Raw genomic sequence first — 15245 nt, 5'->3', positions numbered from 1 at the left:
CCCCGCGCTTATCCAGGCCGTGCTGCATGGCGCCATGTCGAACTTCGGCACCCTCGCGCGAACGATCTCCTCAAGGAGAGCGACATGCCCCGATCAGCCCGCTTCGCGCCTTTCAGCCTCAACGCCACCCGGCCGCATGCCACGCCGCCCGAGATCTCCGGGCGCCGTCGGATGGACCCGCTCGACCGATGCGAGGGATGCCGGCATCACGCGGTGGTGAAGGGCCCGACCCCGGGCGGGGAGACTGTGAGCCTCGACCTGTGCTGGCACTTTCGGCGCGAGCTCCTCATCCCTCTGCCGTCAACCAGGCCATGCCCGTCGTTCGACCCGAGGTGACGGACTGAGCCAGGCCCCCCGCCGGGCGCGCTCCGTTCGGCCTCTCGAATTGGGTCATACGACAACCGGGGCTATTCCCCTCAACCCCTGTCGGGGTCCTCCACTCCGTTCCGGCGCTGCGCGTGCGGGTCGCCCTCGGCCGTCTCCAGGCCCTCCCATCGAGGCCGCATCGGGCGGCCAGCGGGAGAGCACCATGGCCCAGGACATCCACCAGATCGTCACCGACAAGATCATCGCGACCATGGAAGCCGGCGAGGCCGGACAGTGGACCTGCCCCTGGCACCGGACCGGCGGAGGCCTCCCCCGCAACGCCCTGACCGGGAAGGCCTACCGCGGCATCAACACCCTCAGCCTCTGGGTCGGCGCGCAGGCCGCCGGGTACTCCGACGACCGCTGGGCCACCTACAAGCAGTGGGGCGAGCTCGGGGCCCAGGTCCGCAAGGGCGAGCGAAGCACCATCATCGTCTTCTTCAAGGAGCTCGACGCCGAGGACGAGGACGGCAAGCGCCGGTTCGTGGCCCGGGCCAGCTACGGGTTCAACGCCGCGCAGGTGGAGGGCGCGCCCGAGGCCGGAGAGCCCCTGCCGGCGAGCGAGTGGACCATCCCGGAGGTGTTCGACGGGTTCGTCCAGCGCACCGGCGCCCGGATCACCCATGGCGGGGACGCCGCCTTCTACCAGCCGAGCGAGGACAGGATCATCCTCCCGAAGCGGGACCGGTTCGCCACCGCCCAGGGGTACGCGAGCACCGCCGCCCACGAGCTCGTCCACTGGAGCGGGGCCAAGGGACGCCTCGACCGGGACCTGACGGGACGGTTCAAGACGCAGGCCTACGCCGCCGAGGAGCTCATCGCCGAACTGGGATCAGCCTTCCTGATGGCCGAGCTCGGACTGGAGGCAGAGCCGCACCCGACGCACGCGAGCTACCTGGCATCGTGGCTCAAGCTTCTCCGGAGCGACCCCAAGGCCATCTTCACCGCGGCGAGCGCGGCCTCCCGGGCAGCCGGTTACCTCACCAGCCTCCAGGCGCAGATGGCGGAGGCGGCCTTAGGGCCGTCCCCCGAAATTCGCGGGGCGCCCGATTCGCGCCCCGCGAGGACCTGCTACCGATCAGACAGGAGCCCGCCATGCGCATCGCCCTCATCCTCATCCTGCTAGCCAGCCCGGCCGCGGCCGCGCCCGAGTACCCCGTCCGGCACACGACCGCCGAATATCTGGCGGCCTACGGGAAGGCCCAGGCCTATTCCCGGGCGCACTCGCCGCTGAAGGCCCAGCCCACCTGCAGGAAGGCCATCGGGCGGCGCGCCTCGATGGTGGTGGAGCAGCGATGCCGGGACGTCGCCGCAGGGACGCGGACGAACTGCACGACGCGCGACTGGTGCGTAGCCATGCTCAACAACCTGGAGCGCCACTGTTCGTCATGGCGGGGCGACGTCCCGTGCGTCTACGACGAGGACGGCGGGGCGATCAGGAACCCGGCGCCGAAAAGTCCCTGATCGGGGACTTTGCGTTCAGGCGCAGCCTCATCGCGTCGGCCCTCCGGGCGACGCCCTCGATGTCCGACATCATCGACATGATGGCCGCCCGGCCCCGGGCATCCTCCGCCAGATCGAGGGCGGCTGCCAGGTTCCGACGGGCAGCCCGGATCTGCGACGCGGCCTTGCCCAAGGCCGCGGCCTGCGCCGAGGCATCCTCGCCGCGACGTCTCATGGTGGGTTCAGCCGGTCGCGCAGGTGAAAGCAGTGGCCCCCTGAGGGCGTCGCGACCCGGCACCGCTTCGGCCCCGAAGCGTGCCGGACGCTTTTCGTGGGCACCCGCAGCAGGGGTGTCTGGTCCACCTTCGCGCCGGTGCGGATCGCTTCGAGGCGGGCCAGCATCCTCAGCTTGTTCGCGGCCCGGATGGCTTCGAGGGTCTTCCTTCCCGTCATCGAGCGAGCTCCCTCAGAACCGTGTGCAGTCCGGGCCGCCGAGGCCCCAGCCGCGCCAGCGGTCGATGATGGGCTCGGCCTCGTCGTAGAGATCGTGGCTATCGCTCCACTCCTCGATGGCGCCGGGGACTTGCAGCGCGGCCAGAACCCGCTTGCCGCGTTCGGTTAGCCAGGCCCCTCCGACGGACCCGCCGTGCTCGGTAAGGGCGGCGTGGTCGAGCATGTACCGGAGGACGTAGGCGCGACCCTGGTCCTCTCCCCAGACCGCACCCTGCAGGGCTTGCTTCTCCCAAGCCGGGTGCGCCTCCAGCGCTCGGCGAAGCCAATCGGCAGCGGCCGCTGGAATGCCGCAACCGCACCAGCCAAGGTGATGGGAGACGGCTTCGATGACGATGGCGGCTTCGCGCTTATCCATGACCGAGTCGATCCCTCTCCCACGTTCAGGAGATCGTCCGCCCCGGCTACGCGAGCCACCAGGGCCCCGGGCCGTTGCGTGCATGGAAAATCGAGGATTTCCCGATCCGCACCAGGGCGTTGGCCTCGCCCCGCGAGGATGTCAGCATCTCTGCGCACGCCGTGTGCGCACGCTCCGGGAGACCCAAGCTTGGCTGTGTCAATCTGACTCATCTCGGGGTGTCGATTTCGGGGGTCGCGTCCAGGCGAGGCGGAGGGCCGAGTGCTTCAATCCCAATGGCGGCACAACGAAACGAGCTCGCCAAGGAGGCCCGACCCCGTGTTCCAGACCCTAATCTTCTCCATCTTGGCGTTCCTGGGCTTCGCGCCCGCGACGCCGGCGCCCGCCCATCCCGGCCGTGTCGGCCCCGGTCCCGGCGGTCGCCGCCACGCGATCCTGCCGGGGCCGGCCACGGCCAGCGCGCCGTCGACAGGCCCCGGTCCTGGCGGGCGCCGGCATGCCATCCACCGCACGCCATCCCGCGTTGCGCAGGCCGTTGCGCACACTGTTGCGCAGCCCAAGCCGGCTGTGACGTTGCGCAACAAGCCGTCGATGCGGGAGATGCAAGAGGCCGCATACGCCCTCGGCCTCAGGACGACGGAAACCGTCCGCATGATCCCGGCCGGTTTGGCGGTCCGGTACCTCCAGGCGCAGGCCGGGTGCGCCCCCTCACAGGACGGCCTGGGACGCGTGACGCGCCGGGAGGCCGAGATGTCGCTCGGGCGGGATCTCATCGCTTACGTCGAGCTCTGCCTCTCCGCCGGGCAGACGCTCCTCAGCATCAGCCCGGACACCGAGAAGGAGGGCGACGCCCTCTACAGACTCCACCTGAAGAGGGCGCTGGAGGACGATGTCGAGCTCTGGGAAGCGGCGGCGCGGGCTCGGGATCGCCAGCGCGCCGACGCCCAGGCGGCCGGCCTCCCCCAGCCGGAGGCATTCCGCATCCCCGATGCCGTCGAGGTCATCATCGCGCAGCGGGCCGCCGCCGCCGCGGCCGCCCTCAAGCGCCGGGCCGAGGGTGCAGGTGGATCGGCCGGCAAGGCGGGGAGCAACGTGGTTCGCCTCCCGTCGGCCGATACCCCGGCGGCCGAGGTCGCGTCCGTCCCCGCCGGTCCCAAGTGAAGGAGTGTTGTGCCATGGTCTCGAACGACGTTGCGCACGACGCGTTGCGCACTCAAACGGAAACAGAATTTAAGCCAGCCATGGGTGCACAACAGCGTGCACCCAGCACCCCCGTCCCGGCGGTGGCTGACCAGGGGCTACGCCCCGTGGACCCCTCTAAGAAGCCTCTGGCGAAGCGGCCTACGCCGACTGTTAGGACGGCCCTCGGGACCGTCCTCGGCATCCGCCTGACGCCCGACCTGCGCGCCCGGGTCGCCGAGGCGGCCACCGCAGCGGGGGCGAGCGACAGCGCCTGGCTCCGGCAAGTCGCCCTGGAGGCGCTGGGCGTCGCATCCCCCGAGGATGCCGCTTCGGGCCGGCGCGTGCGGGTCGCCCCCGAGGATCAGGCCGCCCTTGCCGCTTGTGTCCGGGATCTCGGCGAGGCGTCCCTGGCGGCGCAGGCTGGCCGGACGCGGGAGGCCGTCGACGCGGTGGAGCGCGCCCGTCAGGTCCTGGTGCCCGTGATCCTCGGTTTCGAGAGGCGCACATGATCTCCGGCGCCATGAGGGGCAAGGGCGGCGATGCACTGGCCCGCCACCTCCTCAAGGATGAGAACGACAGCGTGGCGGTCATCGCCCCGCGCGGCCTCGGCTCGCCCGATCTCGTCCACCAAGTGAGGGAACTCGTCGCCATGTCCCTAGGCGGCCGGACGGACGCGCCCTGCTATCATGTGCACGTCGACCCGGAGACCGAGATCTCGGACAACGCCGGAGCGCGCCGGCGTTGGTGGGCCCTCTTCGAACGCGAGTTCAAGTTGGCCGGGCAGCCCTATTGCGGGGCCGAGCATGTCAAGCACGGACGCGGCCACGAGCATCGGGTCTACAGCCTCGTCCGCCGGGACGGGGGCGTCGTCGACGTCGCCTGGGACTATGCCAGGCGCGAGAAAGTCAGCCGAATCGTCGAATACGAATTCGGCCTCGCGCCGGTTCCCTCCAAACACGGCAGGAGCATCGCAAAGGCCTTGCGCGAGGAGGGCCGCGAGGACGTGGCAGACTGGCTGGAGGCCTCCGGCACGCTGGATGCCGAGCGACCAGTTGCGGCCCTCTCCCCGACTGAGCGCCTGGTCCAGGAACGGACGGGCGTGTCTCTCGCCTCCGTACGGGCGGCCGCCCTCGGCGCATGGCACGCCTCGACCGACGGCGAGGGCCTCCGGGAGGCGCTGCGCGAGAGGGGGCTCCGTCTCCACGCCGGGAGAAGCGGCCCCGTCGTCTACGACGAGAGCGGGGCGGCGCATTTGCTCACCCGGCTGATCGGAGCGGCCAGCAAGGCCGCCGACGGCCAGCGCATCCCGGCGGCCGCCGTCCGGGCGCGCCTCGAAAACGCAACCCTCACTCAGGCAGGAGACGACAATGGACTCGATCATGGACAGGTTGTCGGCGCAGGAGCGACTGCTGCAGGCGATCCTGACGGCGCTGGCGCCGGCGGAGGAGGAGGCCGGGCCGGGGCTGTCGGACCTGATCGAGGCCCTGCAGTCCCTGACGACCGCGGTCGAGATGCAGGGCGCGGAGATCCGAGACCTGCGCTCCGCCGTCTCCGCGGGCTATCCCTCGTCGATGGGCGGGCCCTCGCGCGCCGCCTGAGGGGGCTCGACGCGGCCCGGCTCACCGAGCTCGACAGGGAGCGCGCCCGCCTCGGGAACGGCCTCGCCAGGGCCGACATGTGGGGCGTCGGCCGGATCGGCTAAGGCCTCCGCCTTGGGCAGGCGCCCGGCGAGGCGGAGCGCGTCCGCCATCTCGGCGTGGCGCTCCTCGGCCGCGTCGCGCATCGCCTCCAAGTGCGCCGCCGTCGGCCTGGGCCGCGTCTTCGGGTTCCCTAGGACGCGCCACCGGCGGATCGTCCGATCCGTCACTCCCATCACATCGGCGGCGCGTGCGGCCCAGCCCTCCCAACCGAATGCGACGCGTGCCAGGAGCACGATCTCGGCGATGAACGGCATGCGGGGCGCCGGGAGGCGCGGCGCGGGAGCCGGCCCCGCCGGGATCTCGGACTCGGGCATCTCGTCGGTGTCCGGGATCGAGGCGCGGAGCGCCTGCAGTCCGGTAGGCCGGACATCGACCTCCACGACCGTCGGGGCCGTCAACGTCGGGGCGGGCCGAGCGGCCGGGACCTCGGTCGCCGAGGCGACCGGCGTGGGCGGCGCGGCGAGGTGATCCAGCAGGCTGGTCTGAACGGGCGCGACGTACGGCTCCACGGGAATGTCCCGGGGCACCGGCGGGATGGGTCTGGGCGGCTTCATTCACATCATGCTCGGCGAGGGGGCGTCGTCCGGCTCCGGGACCGGGACCGGATCGGGCTCGGGCGAGGCGACGAGGCGCGAGGTGAGCCGGGCCTGGAGGAACAGCGCCTCGGTCCGCAGGCGCTTCCCTTCGTCGAGGATCGCGACGATGCGATCCTGCGTGATCTGCAGCAGGGCGCTCTCGATCCACTCGGGATACGGCCTCGTACCGGCGATCCAGTGGCTCACCTGCGGTCCGCCGATGGCGCGTCCCGTGACGCGCGACAGGTCCGCCGCCAACGGGGCGATCCACCGGCCGCCGTGGATGAGCGTGCCGAGGCGCTGCACGAGCTCGCGGCGGAAATCCTGGTCCCTAGTGGCGGCGGTCATCGGGGCTCCCCTTGGCGTTCGCGAGGCCGGCCTGCAGGCGGGCACGGCGCAGCTGGACGATGGCGCGCTCCCGGTTGAGGAGCGCCTCGTGATCGGTGGAACAGGTCTCGGCGAGGACCGCCCAGGGGGCGTCCTCATGGGGCTGCCGGGAAGACGGGGCGGGGCGGGGGCGGCGCGAGACGAACGGCATCAGCGGGTGCCTTCGAGAACGCCGGTGTAACCGTCCTTGGCCGGTACGGGGGCGGGGACGGTGAATGGGGCATTGAGGCGCGCCATGAACGCCTTCACCGCGTCCTGCCTCTCCACGACGCGGCGCAGGATGGCCTCGTCGACGTGGAACCCCTCGCAGGCCTGGAGGCACTCTTCGAGCGTCTTCTCCCCGGTCTCCAGCCACTCGATCCGGATCGTCTCGGCCAGGAGGACCTGGGCGGCGTGGTCGTGCATGCGGGCCTCCTCGTGCGCGAGCCGCGCGGCCCGGTGGCGGGCCTCGTAGTCGGCAAGGCCGGGGTGGGCGGCGGACAGGTCCTCGTGGGTCTCGACGACCGCGTCGCCGGTCGCCAGCAGGACGCTGTAGGCGGCGATCAAGGGCTTGTTGAAGCAGTTGCGGGTGTCGCCGTTGATGGTGACGCTGGGGACGCGGTAGGACATGGTGGCGGGCCTGGGCTCGGTGGACACTGTTACAGTGTGCTCAAAGACTCCAGGGTTTGCAATAGATGGTACGTGATTTAGTGACCATGCCCCGGGGATTTGTGGTGGGTCCGCCGCCGTGGCCGGTTCGCGTTCAGCCAGGCCGAGGTAGGATGCGCATGTGTTAGTACGCGCGCGCGAGGAGGCGGCCATGCTGGAAGGACGGGGGCTAGACTACGAAGGCATGGGGGCGGCCATGGGCTACGCCCGGGACGTTCGCCTGATCGAGGCGCAAGCGACCGGCGTGATCCAGGCGGCCAACCGCGAGATCTGCATCGGGAATGCCGCGTTGAAGGGGCGGATCGCCCAGGTCGAGGCGCTCACCGCGGCGCTCCGGGAGGCCTCCCCGGGGCATCCCTTGATCACCGGAACGGGGCGCTACTATCGCTCGGGGATGGAGGAGACCGGGTGCTGGCGCCTTTACGACGAGGCCCACGACGCCCGGGCCCGGAGGGACGGCATCCGTGGGACTGAGCGAGCCCTGACGCGGGCGGAGCATGCCGAGAGGGCGGAGGCCGAGATCCTGCGGACGCCCATCGCCGTCAGGGGGTGGCTCTCCTCCAGGTGGTACTGGAGAGGTATCCAGCATCGGACGAAGGCCGGCGCGGAGCGTGCCCGGACGGCCGAGGCGGCCGCGGCCCGGGCGGAGGTCCTGGCGTCATGAGACAGGCATTCCTCCTCGCCGTCGCGCTGGCGGCCGGCGCACCGGCATCGGCGCAGACCGGGCCTAACGCGGTGCCGCCCCCGTACATCGCGGACGATCAGTGGCCGTCGGCACGGGACCGCTGGCACTACGCCGTGCAGACTCCCGCGGGACCGGGGCGGACGCGCTACGCGTACGTCGACGCCGTCCCCGACGGCCGGGCCGGCTGGACGGTGACCGTGGCCTGCGGGGAGCACGTGCGCGCAACCGGGAGGGAGACGTCGCGTGTCGTGGCGACGGGGACCGCCGGCCGGGGGCGGATGCCGGCCATCGGCGGGGCGGCCGCATTCCCGGACGGCGTTCGGCTCTCGTTCCTGATCGGACAGGACCCGGGGGACGCGAACCTGGAACTCGCGTCCCAATTCACGGACTCAAGGTGCGCCTCGGGCGTGGGGCAGCTATCGACCGGGGACTGAGGCCCCGCCCCGGGCGGCCATGGCGGCCTCGAATGCGGCGCGTCCCTGCCCGAGGGCGGCCGCGGCGAGGATTACGTAGACCGCGAGATAGGCGGCGTCGGCCTCGCCCGCCGCCTTCCCGGACATCACCCTGTTGGCGGCCCGCAGCGCGTCGCCGGCGAACAGGGCGGCCTCCTCGGTGGGCGTCAGGGCCCGGCGGCAGGGATCAGCCTCGGGCACGGGCGGCCTCCTCGGCATCGAGAGCGACGATGGCCCGGTGGAGGGTGTCCTCCAGGCGGGCGGGCAGCGGCCGATCCGGAGGGAGCTCCAGGTACCAGCGCCGGCTCCGGACGAGCTCGCGGGCGGCCTCGACGACGGCGCGGGCGGCCGGGGTCATGCCGCTCTCCACGGCGGCCGGCGGGGCGGGTCGGCTAGGCACAGCCCGATCAGCATGCCCACGACGAATGCCACGGTCACGCTCACGGGTGCCTCCGGGGATGGCGGGCCGCGGCGCCACGGACGGCTGCGGCGACGGCCTGGGGCGGGGCGGCCCCGGGAACGGGCTCGCCCCTCAGGGCCCGGTAGACGTCGGACCCGACGAGCGGCGCCGGCGCGGCCGCGACGCAGTACAGGGCGACCAGGGCGGCGGGGACGGTCATCGCTTCCCCCCGCGGACGATGCCCCTGACTTCGCCGAGCTTGCCGGCGCAGTCGGCGTGGGCGTCGCCGAGATCCTCGACGAACCCGGCGACGTCGCGCTGGGTGCCGCCCTTCCAACGGGGCGCGCCCGAGCATGTGAGCAACGAGTCCGGGATCGCGGACACGTCCGGCTTCCCGGCGTTGCAGCCGGCGACCACGGCGGCGATCAGGACGGCGAGGACGATGCGGGTCATCGGAACCGCTCCAGCGTCTGCCCGAGGACCGGGGCCACGGGACCGTCGTCCGAGGCCGGGGCGGACCCGATCCGGGCATGGGCGGAGGCGTTGGCCTTGGCGCGCCTGGCCGCGGCGGCGGACGTCCGCTGCAGGGAGGCGATGACGAGGCGCTGGGTCTCGGCCTTGTCCGCCGCGGCGGCCAGGTCCCGGCGGGCGGCGGCCGCCTCGTCGTGGAGCCGTGTCACGTAGGCGACGCCGTAGAGGATGGCGGCGACGAGGATCAGGGGCAGCGCCAGGCGGGGCGCGTAGGCGACAGCCAGCGCGGCGGCCAATGCGGCGAGGACGGCCGCGATGCCGGGGACCGTCCACACCAGGGCGAGGAGCAGGTCGAGCATCAGCCGACGTCCGCCACGGACCAGCCGGGGCCGGACTGGAGCACCCATGCCAGGCCGGGCGCGTTCTGTATCTCGGCGGACAGGATCACGGGCGGGCGACCCGGGACCTCGATGGTCCGGAGCCGGAAGGTGCGCCCCGTCGGAAGGGGCTCGCCCATGTTCCCCTCGGCATCGAGGACGAGCCGGTAGGTCTCGGCGTACTCGCTCTCGCGGACGGTGTCGGGAGTCTGGGACATGGTCAGTGCGCCCTCTTCAGGGTGGCGGCAGCAACCCTCGGGTCGGCGTCGGACCCCGCCGAGAGATCGGTCCCGGGCGGGAGTTCGAAGACCGCCCCCGGGGTGAGGGTCACGGAGCGGAGATCCCGGCACGGGCAGGCAGACGCCCTCGCCCGGATGGCGAGGCACTCCTTCACGGCGTCGAGAAGGGCGGTCCATGCCAGGAGGGCGAGGACCGCGAGCAGGACGATGGCGCCGGTGGACATGGGTCAGAGGCCCTTCAGGCAGAGGGCGCGCTCGGCTTCGCGCCGGCGGGTCAGGCCGGGAAAGACCACGCCGCCGGCGCGGTTGAACTTGCGGATGGCGTCGCAGGCGGCGCGGGGCTGGCCGGCGTTCGCGAGGCGGGCGACCGAGCTCCTGCAGAACCCGCCGGTGCCGATGTTGTAGGCCAGCGACACGTAGGCGGCGTATGCGCCGTCCGTGATCGCGGACGTGACGCACCCCTCGACGGCGAGGGCGTACTTCTCCAGCATCGCCTTGCACTCGGCCACCGAGTAGCTGTCGCCCGGTTTCACCCCGAGCGTCTCGCCGTAGCAGACCGTCCAGGGTTTCCCCCGGGTGGCCGGGTCGGGGTAGGCCGTCTGGCGCAGGCCCTCGAAGGCGCCGACCACGCTGATGCAGGCGGCGCCGAGGGTGGCGCTCCGCTTCATGCGGGACGGGCCGCGTCCGGACTTGCGGACATCGGTGCGGAAGTCCGGGATCGCGGACGCGCCGGCGATGGCCGGCTTGCGGTTGAGCCAGGCGAACATCAGGCGTCCTCTCCGGAGAGGCAGGTCTGGGCGACCAGCCGGGCGGCCATGCCGCCGAGGTTGACGGCGGCGTAGACGGTCGCGAAGACCGCCGGCGAGATCGGGGGGCTCGCCGCGAACACGGACATCCCGAGCTCGGCCGCGCCGAGGACGGCCCCGACGGCGTTGAGCCGGAAGGACCAGGAGCGCTTCGCGACGGCCTTGGCGTTGGGGACGAGCTTGGGCTTCCTCACGGCTGAGGCCTCCGGGTGCGGGTGCCACGGGTGGCGGGATGAGTCGGGGAAGGCGCGCCCATCGGCGCCATGGCGGCCCGCAGGATCTCGCCGTGGTCGTGGAGCGCCCGTGTTAGGTCGGTGCCGGTCCTGATCAGGCTGAAGCCCATGTCCCGGTCGGTCGGGTCGAGGGCGACGCGGGGCAGGCCGACGACCTGTTCGGGCGGTCGCCGCGCCTCCTTGATGCGGGAGACGACGTACGTGGCGCCCGCCAGGGTGCCGCCGACCGCGATGGTCCCGATGGCCTTCAGCGCGTCGGCCGGGAGGTTGATGATCGCGTCGAGCCACTCGGTCACTGTGCGGCCCTGGAAATGATCTTGGCTCTGGCGTCGTTGCGGCCTTGGTCCCAGATGGCCCGGAGCGCGCAGTAGGCGTCGACGATGGCGAGGATGCCGTAGGCCCCGCAGCCCGTGTTCCAGCCGGGGTACCCGTCACGGGCCAGGAGGAAGGCCATCCCGGACCAGACGCAGGCGCCGACGGTGGCGGTGACGAACCTGAGCGAGGGCGAGTGGCGCTTCGATCCGTTGACCCAAAGGCCGATCATCCGGATCAGGGCGACGCCGAGGAGCGTGGCCCCCCAGGTGCCCTCGGGGGCGATGGCAGACCAAGCGTCGAACGTCGGACGGCTGAACGTGGCGCCCGGCAGCAGCAGCGCGACCGCGACGCCGAAGAGGACGAGGGCGCCGACCCATTCGGCCTCGCGCCGCTCGTGGTGACCCTGGAAGGGCAAGCCGTACCGCGTCATCGACCGCTCCCCTTGCCGGACGCCCGGGGCGCCTCGGCCTCGGCCACAGACTCGGTCTCGGGCTCGGGCGCCGGGGCGGGCACGAGGTCGGCATGCACGACGATGCCGGTCTGGCGGCACCGGCCGCAGTGGACCTCGGACCAGGTCATCCCCGGGGCCAGGAGCGGGCGGATGCCGGCCCGGCACGCATCGGCGTCGGCGCATCCATCGAAGGAGAAGGCGGGGGTCGCGCTCACGGCAGGTACTCCGCGTCGAGGCACGTCCGCTGGCGGCGCTGGACGGGCACGGTGGGTCCGGAGGGCGCCGGGTCAGGACGAAACTTCTTCGCCAGGACGGTCACGACGGCGCCGTCGGCGATGACGATCTTCAGGCCGTTGGCGATGACCGCCTGCGCCCCGTTGGCGACGCCGAGGCCCCCGACGGTCGAGAGGTGCCGACGGACGGCGCCGACCGGGACCCGGCGCTCGCGCAGGGCTGTCATGGCCTCGGCGTCGTCGCCGTCGACGGTCACCCCAAGGGCCCGCTCGGCGTACCGGCGGACAGCGTGGTCGGTGACGCGGGCCCGGACGCCCTGGGGGTTGGCGCGCATGGCGTCAGGCCCGGGCGGGGGCTGAGGGGCGGGAGACTGAGGGGTGCTTCACGGTGACGGTCCCTGGGTGACAGGGTGAGCGTCACGCAGCGGGACGTATTCGGATAGGTGACAGGCCCAAGGTCATTGGCCCGATGGTCCCTACGGACGGGAACCTTTGCGCCGCAGGGCGTCAGGGCTACCCGCCCTTACCGTGCCTAAAGGCATGCTATAGTCCCGGCTTAATCGAAAGGGTTGACGCCAGGGCGGGTTCGGAAGGACCGGCCGGACCGTTCTCGCCGGGGTCGGCCGGCGTTCAGGGGATCGACGTTTCGGTCCCGGAAACGGAGCCCTTTCGGTCCAGCCGGGACTATAGCATGCCCTAAGGCACGGGAGATCGAGGGGGCTCTCCCCCTGTGCGGACCCGCTATCTGATCCTGACGCGTCGAAACCGCTTGTCGTTCGCAACCCCCAGGTCAACAATCCCACATCGAATTCGGAGACCGGCGGGTCGTGGTGCCCCGCAGGTCTCCCGAGCCAGGGAACGTTGCGAACGTGTCCGACGCTGATCTACTCCCCGAAGCCCCGCCCGTGGGCGTTCCAGGCCCGTCCGACGACACGCTCGGACGCCTTCCGATCCACCATCTCCGGTGGTCCTCGTACGCCTCGGTGATCCATCCCGAGGACACCCGCGGCGTCTGCGTCCTGACCTACACGGCCCGGGTCATGATCGAGGGCATCGAGGAGCCCCGCACCCGTTCCGCCGGCGCCAAGGGACACGAGCTCGCCGAGACCGTCCGGCGGCACCGGCCGAAGTTCATGACCCTCAGCGCCTTCCGCGAGCCCAAGCCGACCAAGGATGGCAAGCCGGGCCGGGACTACCGCGAGAGCCCGTGCAAGGCGTTCTGGAACCTGTCGAGCCTCGGCGCCCTCTGGGTCGACCTCGATTTCTACAACAAGAAGGCCTACCGGCACGGCACGCCGCGCACGATGGTGCCGCTGGTTCTCGCTCGCCTCCAGGACCTCGGCCTGCCCCTGCCGTCCTACATCATGTCGAGCGGCAAGGGCCTCTTGGCCGTATGGCTGCACACCCGGCTTCTGCCTGCCATGCACCCGGTCTGGAAGGCGGTACAGAAGTGCCTCAACGACAGCTTCATCGATATGGGGCGGGACATCCAGGCGATGGCCTGCACGTCCAATTTCCGCGTCGCCGGGTCGACCAACGACAAGCGCACGGTCGAGGTCTTGTGGCCCGCCTACGTCGACCAGATCGAGCGCTTCGACTTCGACATGCTCCGGACCGAGATCCTGCCGTACACGCCTGAGCAGGTCCGCGAGTACCGCAAGGTCCAGGCCCGGAAGAAGGCCGCCAAGGCGGAGAGCGCCGCCGCCAGGAAGGCCGAGGGACGCCCCGCCCCGAGCGTCAGGTTGAACCGCGTGACGTATTCCAAGGCCGTGGTGAAGGACCTGTACAACCTGTTCGAGGCGCGGTTCCAGGGCCACCCGGTCCAGAAGGGCGAGCGGGACACCTGGCTCTACCACCTCACCGTCGCGGCGGCATGGGTCATGGAGCCGGACGCGCTCAAGACCGAGGTCAGGCGCCTGGCGCCCCTGTGCGGCCTTTCCTGCACCAGGGCCGTCACCCTGATGGGCAGCGTCATCGCCAAGGCCCGGCGCGCCGCCCAGGGCCATAGCGCCACGTACAAGAGGCGGTCCGTGGACCCCCGCTACCGCACCAACCCGCAGATGCTGGTCGACTGCTTCGGCGTCACGGTCGAGGAGGCCGGGGAGCTCGACCTGCGCGTGATCGCGCCCCGTGCCCTGAAGACAGCCCGGGAGGCCGAGCGGTCCCTGACCCGTCGCCGGGATGCCGGCGCGCAGGACCGCACCCTGATCCAGGCCCAGCGCCTCGCATTCGGCCGCTTCGCACTGGAGCGCAAGGCCGCCGGCACCCGGGTCGAGGACATCGCGTTCGAGGGCAAGCGCAGCGTGTCCTACGTCGAGAAGGCGATGCGGGAGGCCCGGGTCGTTGCCTCCATCGGGAAGGGACAGGTCAAGCCCAAGGCCGGTCGCCCTCGGAAGGCCCCCAAGCCCATCTCGGAAAAACCTTTCGGTTCGACCGTGTCTATTGACGCGGGGACTTCGCCCAAGGGCCTCGATGCCGAGCCCCGCTCTGTTGTGGCCCGCGGTGACCAGGCGTATGCTGACGGGGTTCGCAACGTGCACCACACGGGACTGGACACGACGCCCGCCTTGGCTCCGGTCGAGGCGGGCGTCGCCGTTTCCGAGGTGGACGAGGATTTCGAGAACGGCCAACCCCAGAAGGTGAACGGGGTCTGGCGCCATTGGGACGGCTCGCAGTGGACGCCCACGCCGGTGCTCGCGATTTGCCTCTGGAACCTGGAGGCTGGCACGCTGGACGAGTTGAAGGCCCGCCACCCCTCCGCCCCGTACGTCTTCGCGTAGCCTAGATCGCGCCATGCCCGGGCCGGCATCGTCCCGGGCATGGCCCATGAGTTCAAAGTCCGCATCGCTTCAGACGTCGGTCCGCTGATCGAGGACTGGCGCGACCGCTTCGTCTCGACCGTCGGCATCGCCAAGTACCGGCGCGCTGCCGGCTGGGCCATGGACGAGACCGCCAAGGCCGCCGTCGTCGGCATCCGCAAGCAGTTCCAAAAGACGCTCAAGCGGAACACGCCGTGGACGCAGAGCGCGATCAAGTACACGAGGTCGGGCGTCGTCGGCCTGAACCAGATCGAACGCAACGACGCCGGCGACGGAGTCTGGGCGTCCGTCGAGGTGATGCCGAAGCAGAGCACCTACCTGAAATATTTGTTCGGGGTCGGCGACAACACCCGCCTGCCCGGCGACGTCGGCTTGGCTCAGGACAGATCCTGATCCCCTGGTGGGAAAACATCAAGCTGACGCAGGGCGTCACCCCGACCCAGTACTGCGGCGTGCCCACCGGGTTCCTCGCACGCCTCGCCCGCGAGGTGCAGGGCACCAAAGCGCCGAAGCGCTCCGGCACGCAGAGCCGCTGCAGCATCTACAGTCCAGGAGCAGGCAGAGCGCAACCTCGTCGATAACGCCTTTGTCGCCG

Annotated in this window: 29 protein-coding genes and 1 pseudogene; 10 read left to right on the top strand and 20 right to left on the bottom strand. The window is 71.4% G+C overall.

Features of this window, described 5'->3' with window-relative positions; all coding sequences use genetic code 11:
- The first annotated feature begins 529 nt into the window (after positions 1–529).
- Positions 530–1492, top strand: coding sequence for an ArdC family protein (locus tag MFF40_RS01385; RefSeq protein WP_238259478.1), 963 nt, complete (start codon positions 530–532; stop codon positions 1490–1492).
- Positions 1462–1830, top strand: a complete 369-nt coding sequence (locus MFF40_RS01380) for a hypothetical protein (RefSeq protein ID WP_238259476.1) — start codon at positions 1462–1464, stop codon at positions 1828–1830. Before MFF40_RS01385 ends, MFF40_RS01380 begins: the two co-directional genes overlap by 31 nt.
- Here the strand turns inward: MFF40_RS01380 and MFF40_RS01375 are convergent.
- The 3 genes from MFF40_RS01375 to MFF40_RS01365 are packed head-to-tail and all read right to left on the bottom strand — an operon-like array spanning position 1802 to position 2677.
- Positions 1802–2044, bottom strand: coding sequence for a hypothetical protein (locus MFF40_RS01375; protein ID WP_238259474.1), 243 nt, complete (start codon positions 2042–2044; stop codon positions 1802–1804). The genes MFF40_RS01380 and MFF40_RS01375 overlap by 29 nt on opposite strands.
- Complete coding sequence (locus tag MFF40_RS01370) at positions 2041–2262, bottom strand: hypothetical protein (protein WP_238259473.1); 222 nt, start codon at positions 2260–2262, stop codon at positions 2041–2043. The genes MFF40_RS01375 and MFF40_RS01370 overlap by 4 nt, the downstream gene beginning before the upstream one ends.
- A gap of 13 nt (positions 2263–2275) precedes the next feature.
- Positions 2276–2677 (bottom strand): hypothetical protein, encoded by a 402-nt coding sequence (locus MFF40_RS01365; protein WP_238259472.1) that lies wholly within the window; start codon positions 2675–2677, stop codon positions 2276–2278.
- A 600-nt stretch (positions 2678–3277) separates the two neighbouring features.
- On the opposite strand from MFF40_RS01365, the gene MFF40_RS01360 reads away from it, so the two are divergent.
- The 4 genes and pseudogenes from MFF40_RS01360 to MFF40_RS01345 all read left to right on the top strand — a co-directional run bounded on the left by MFF40_RS01360 (position 3278) and on the right by MFF40_RS01345 (position 5457).
- On the top strand, positions 3278–3838 hold the full coding sequence (locus MFF40_RS01360) for a hypothetical protein (protein ID WP_238259471.1): 561 nt from the start codon (positions 3278–3280) through the stop codon (positions 3836–3838).
- 146 nt (positions 3839–3984) lie between these two features.
- Positions 3985–4368: a hypothetical protein gene (locus MFF40_RS01355; RefSeq protein ID WP_238259470.1), complete on the top strand. Its 384-nt coding sequence runs from the start codon at positions 3985–3987 to the stop codon at positions 4366–4368.
- A pseudogene (locus MFF40_RS29155) lies at positions 4365–4736 on the top strand (relaxase/mobilization nuclease domain-containing protein); the annotation flags it as partial. The gene MFF40_RS01355 and the pseudogene MFF40_RS29155, both read left to right, overlap by 4 nt.
- A 490-nt stretch (positions 4737–5226) precedes the next feature.
- Complete coding sequence (locus MFF40_RS01345) at positions 5227–5457, top strand: hypothetical protein (RefSeq protein WP_238259468.1); 231 nt, start codon at positions 5227–5229, stop codon at positions 5455–5457.
- Here the strand turns inward: MFF40_RS01345 and MFF40_RS01340 are convergent.
- The 4 genes from MFF40_RS01340 to MFF40_RS01325 are packed head-to-tail and all read right to left on the bottom strand — an operon-like array spanning position 5418 to position 7130.
- The gene (locus MFF40_RS01340; protein ID WP_238259467.1) at positions 5418–6068 is read right to left on the bottom strand and encodes a hypothetical protein; all 651 of its coding nucleotides are present in this window, start codon (positions 6066–6068) and stop codon (positions 5418–5420) included. The two genes, MFF40_RS01345 and MFF40_RS01340, sit on opposite strands and share 40 nt — an antisense overlap.
- A gap of 45 nt (positions 6069–6113) precedes the next feature.
- The gene (locus MFF40_RS01335) at positions 6114–6482 is read right to left on the bottom strand and encodes a hypothetical protein (RefSeq protein WP_238259466.1); all 369 of its coding nucleotides are present in this window, start codon (positions 6480–6482) and stop codon (positions 6114–6116) included.
- On the bottom strand, positions 6466–6672 hold the full coding sequence (locus MFF40_RS01330) for a hypothetical protein (protein ID WP_238259465.1): 207 nt from the start codon (positions 6670–6672) through the stop codon (positions 6466–6468). The genes MFF40_RS01335 and MFF40_RS01330 overlap by 17 nt, the downstream gene beginning before the upstream one ends.
- Positions 6672–7130 (bottom strand): hypothetical protein, encoded by a 459-nt coding sequence (locus MFF40_RS01325; RefSeq protein WP_238259464.1) that lies wholly within the window; start codon positions 7128–7130, stop codon positions 6672–6674. Before MFF40_RS01325 ends, MFF40_RS01330 begins: the two co-directional genes overlap by 1 nt.
- Before the next feature lie 190 nt (positions 7131–7320).
- Between MFF40_RS01325 and MFF40_RS01320 the strand changes: the two genes are divergently transcribed.
- Positions 7321–7833: a hypothetical protein gene (locus MFF40_RS01320; RefSeq protein WP_238259463.1), complete on the top strand. Its 513-nt coding sequence runs from the start codon at positions 7321–7323 to the stop codon at positions 7831–7833.
- Positions 7830–8288 carry a hypothetical protein gene (locus MFF40_RS01315; RefSeq protein WP_238259462.1) on the top strand — a complete coding sequence of 153 codons (459 nt, stop codon included), beginning with the start codon at positions 7830–7832 and terminating at the stop codon, positions 8286–8288. Before MFF40_RS01320 ends, MFF40_RS01315 begins: the two co-directional genes overlap by 4 nt.
- Here MFF40_RS01315 and MFF40_RS01310 read toward each other — a convergent pair.
- The 13 genes from MFF40_RS01310 to MFF40_RS01250 all read right to left on the bottom strand — a co-directional run bounded on the left by MFF40_RS01310 (position 8271) and on the right by MFF40_RS01250 (position 12166).
- The gene (locus tag MFF40_RS01310) at positions 8271–8507 is read right to left on the bottom strand and encodes a hypothetical protein (RefSeq protein WP_238259461.1); all 237 of its coding nucleotides are present in this window, start codon (positions 8505–8507) and stop codon (positions 8271–8273) included. The genes MFF40_RS01315 and MFF40_RS01310 overlap by 18 nt on opposite strands.
- On the bottom strand, positions 8494–8664 hold the full coding sequence (locus MFF40_RS01305) for a hypothetical protein (protein ID WP_238259460.1): 171 nt from the start codon (positions 8662–8664) through the stop codon (positions 8494–8496). Before MFF40_RS01305 ends, MFF40_RS01310 begins: the two co-directional genes overlap by 14 nt.
- Positions 8665–8746: 82 nt before the next feature.
- Positions 8747–8926 (bottom strand): hypothetical protein, encoded by a 180-nt coding sequence (locus MFF40_RS01300; RefSeq protein WP_056278242.1) that lies wholly within the window; start codon positions 8924–8926, stop codon positions 8747–8749.
- Positions 8923–9159 carry a hypothetical protein gene (locus MFF40_RS01295; RefSeq protein WP_238259459.1) on the bottom strand — a complete coding sequence of 79 codons (237 nt, stop codon included), beginning with the start codon at positions 9157–9159 and terminating at the stop codon, positions 8923–8925. Before MFF40_RS01295 ends, MFF40_RS01300 begins: the two co-directional genes overlap by 4 nt.
- Positions 9156–9536: a hypothetical protein gene (locus MFF40_RS01290; RefSeq protein ID WP_238259458.1), complete on the bottom strand. Its 381-nt coding sequence runs from the start codon at positions 9534–9536 to the stop codon at positions 9156–9158. Before MFF40_RS01290 ends, MFF40_RS01295 begins: the two co-directional genes overlap by 4 nt.
- Positions 9536–9772, bottom strand: a complete 237-nt coding sequence (locus tag MFF40_RS01285; protein ID WP_238259457.1) for a hypothetical protein — start codon at positions 9770–9772, stop codon at positions 9536–9538. Before MFF40_RS01285 ends, MFF40_RS01290 begins: the two co-directional genes overlap by 1 nt.
- 2 nt (positions 9773–9774) lie before the next feature.
- Entirely contained in the window at positions 9775–10017 is a 243-nt protein-coding gene (locus MFF40_RS01280) for a hypothetical protein (RefSeq protein ID WP_238259456.1), read from the bottom strand.
- 3 nt (positions 10018–10020) lie between these two features.
- Entirely contained in the window at positions 10021–10560 is a 540-nt protein-coding gene (locus MFF40_RS01275; protein ID WP_378997335.1) for a lysozyme, read from the bottom strand.
- Entirely contained in the window at positions 10560–10793 is a 234-nt protein-coding gene (locus MFF40_RS01270; protein ID WP_238259455.1) for a DUF7940 domain-containing protein, read from the bottom strand. Before MFF40_RS01270 ends, MFF40_RS01275 begins: the two co-directional genes overlap by 1 nt.
- The gene (locus MFF40_RS01265; RefSeq protein WP_238259454.1) at positions 10790–11128 is read right to left on the bottom strand and encodes a hypothetical protein; all 339 of its coding nucleotides are present in this window, start codon (positions 11126–11128) and stop codon (positions 10790–10792) included. Before MFF40_RS01265 ends, MFF40_RS01270 begins: the two co-directional genes overlap by 4 nt.
- Positions 11125–11577 (bottom strand): hypothetical protein, encoded by a 453-nt coding sequence (locus MFF40_RS01260; RefSeq protein WP_238259453.1) that lies wholly within the window; start codon positions 11575–11577, stop codon positions 11125–11127. The genes MFF40_RS01265 and MFF40_RS01260 overlap by 4 nt, the downstream gene beginning before the upstream one ends.
- Positions 11574–11813: a hypothetical protein gene (locus MFF40_RS01255; RefSeq protein ID WP_238259451.1), complete on the bottom strand. Its 240-nt coding sequence runs from the start codon at positions 11811–11813 to the stop codon at positions 11574–11576. Before MFF40_RS01255 ends, MFF40_RS01260 begins: the two co-directional genes overlap by 4 nt.
- Positions 11810–12166, bottom strand: a complete 357-nt coding sequence (locus MFF40_RS01250; RefSeq protein WP_238259449.1) for a hypothetical protein — start codon at positions 12164–12166, stop codon at positions 11810–11812. The genes MFF40_RS01255 and MFF40_RS01250 overlap by 4 nt, the downstream gene beginning before the upstream one ends.
- Before the next feature lie 570 nt (positions 12167–12736).
- Here MFF40_RS01250 and MFF40_RS01245 point away from each other — a divergent pair.
- Both MFF40_RS01245 and MFF40_RS01240 read left to right on the top strand, forming a co-directional pair.
- Positions 12737–14611 (top strand): hypothetical protein, encoded by a 1875-nt coding sequence (locus tag MFF40_RS01245; protein WP_238259447.1) that lies wholly within the window; start codon positions 12737–12739, stop codon positions 14609–14611.
- 39 nt (positions 14612–14650) lie between these two features.
- Positions 14651–15043, top strand: coding sequence for a hypothetical protein (locus tag MFF40_RS01240; RefSeq protein ID WP_238259446.1), 393 nt, complete (start codon positions 14651–14653; stop codon positions 15041–15043).
- Positions 15044–15245 lie beyond the last annotated feature (202 nt).

This window comes from Methylobacterium mesophilicum (assembly GCF_022179445.1).
Taxonomy (GTDB): Bacteria; Pseudomonadota; Alphaproteobacteria; order Rhizobiales; family Beijerinckiaceae; genus Methylobacterium; species Methylobacterium mesophilicum.
This window is presented reverse-complemented; position numbering and strand designations above follow the sequence as displayed.

Excerpts from the sequence above, each read along its gene's own strand:
- MFF40_RS01300 (WP_056278242.1), bottom strand. The coding sequence starts at position 8,926 with ATGACCGTCCCCGCCGCCCTGGTCGCCCTGTACTGCGTCGCGGCCGCG.
- MFF40_RS01330 (WP_238259465.1), bottom strand. The coding sequence starts at position 6,672 with ATGCCGTTCGTCTCGCGCCGCCCCCGCCCCGCCCCGTCTTCCCGGCAG.
- MFF40_RS01315 (WP_238259462.1), top strand. The coding sequence starts at position 7,830 with ATGAGACAGGCATTCCTCCTCGCCGTCGCGCTGGCGGCCGGCGCACCG.
- MFF40_RS01260 (WP_238259453.1), bottom strand. The coding sequence starts at position 11,577 with ATGACGCGGTACGGCTTGCCCTTCCAGGGTCACCACGAGCGGCGCGAG.
- MFF40_RS01320 (WP_238259463.1), top strand. The coding sequence starts at position 7,321 with ATGCTGGAAGGACGGGGGCTAGACTACGAAGGCATGGGGGCGGCCATG.
- MFF40_RS01370 (WP_238259473.1), bottom strand. The coding sequence starts at position 2,262 with ATGACGGGAAGGAAGACCCTCGAAGCCATCCGGGCCGCGAACAAGCTG.
- MFF40_RS01290 (WP_238259458.1), bottom strand. The coding sequence starts at position 9,536 with ATGCTCGACCTGCTCCTCGCCCTGGTGTGGACGGTCCCCGGCATCGCG.
- MFF40_RS01365 (WP_238259472.1), bottom strand. The coding sequence starts at position 2,677 with ATGGATAAGCGCGAAGCCGCCATCGTCATCGAAGCCGTCTCCCATCAC.
- MFF40_RS01275 (WP_378997335.1), bottom strand. The coding sequence starts at position 10,560 with ATGTTCGCCTGGCTCAACCGCAAGCCGGCCATCGCCGGCGCGTCCGCG.
- MFF40_RS01345 (WP_238259468.1), top strand. The coding sequence starts at position 5,227 with ATGGACTCGATCATGGACAGGTTGTCGGCGCAGGAGCGACTGCTGCAG.
- MFF40_RS01280 (WP_238259456.1), bottom strand. The coding sequence starts at position 10,017 with ATGTCCACCGGCGCCATCGTCCTGCTCGCGGTCCTCGCCCTCCTGGCA.
- MFF40_RS01305 (WP_238259460.1), bottom strand. The coding sequence starts at position 8,664 with ATGACCCCGGCCGCCCGCGCCGTCGTCGAGGCCGCCCGCGAGCTCGTC.
- MFF40_RS01375 (WP_238259474.1), bottom strand. The coding sequence starts at position 2,044 with ATGAGACGTCGCGGCGAGGATGCCTCGGCGCAGGCCGCGGCCTTGGGC.
- MFF40_RS01360 (WP_238259471.1), top strand. The coding sequence starts at position 3,278 with ATGCAAGAGGCCGCATACGCCCTCGGCCTCAGGACGACGGAAACCGTC.
- MFF40_RS01295 (WP_238259459.1), bottom strand. The coding sequence starts at position 9,159 with ATGACCCGCATCGTCCTCGCCGTCCTGATCGCCGCCGTGGTCGCCGGC.
- MFF40_RS01380 (WP_238259476.1), top strand. The coding sequence starts at position 1,462 with ATGCGCATCGCCCTCATCCTCATCCTGCTAGCCAGCCCGGCCGCGGCC.
- MFF40_RS01285 (WP_238259457.1), bottom strand. The coding sequence starts at position 9,772 with ATGTCCCAGACTCCCGACACCGTCCGCGAGAGCGAGTACGCCGAGACC.
- MFF40_RS01325 (WP_238259464.1), bottom strand. The coding sequence starts at position 7,130 with ATGTCCTACCGCGTCCCCAGCGTCACCATCAACGGCGACACCCGCAAC.
- MFF40_RS01385 (WP_238259478.1), top strand. The coding sequence starts at position 530 with ATGGCCCAGGACATCCACCAGATCGTCACCGACAAGATCATCGCGACC.
- MFF40_RS01240 (WP_238259446.1), top strand. The coding sequence starts at position 14,651 with ATGGCCCATGAGTTCAAAGTCCGCATCGCTTCAGACGTCGGTCCGCTG.
- MFF40_RS01335 (WP_238259466.1), bottom strand. The coding sequence starts at position 6,482 with ATGACCGCCGCCACTAGGGACCAGGATTTCCGCCGCGAGCTCGTGCAG.
- MFF40_RS01250 (WP_238259449.1), bottom strand. The coding sequence starts at position 12,166 with ATGCGCGCCAACCCCCAGGGCGTCCGGGCCCGCGTCACCGACCACGCT.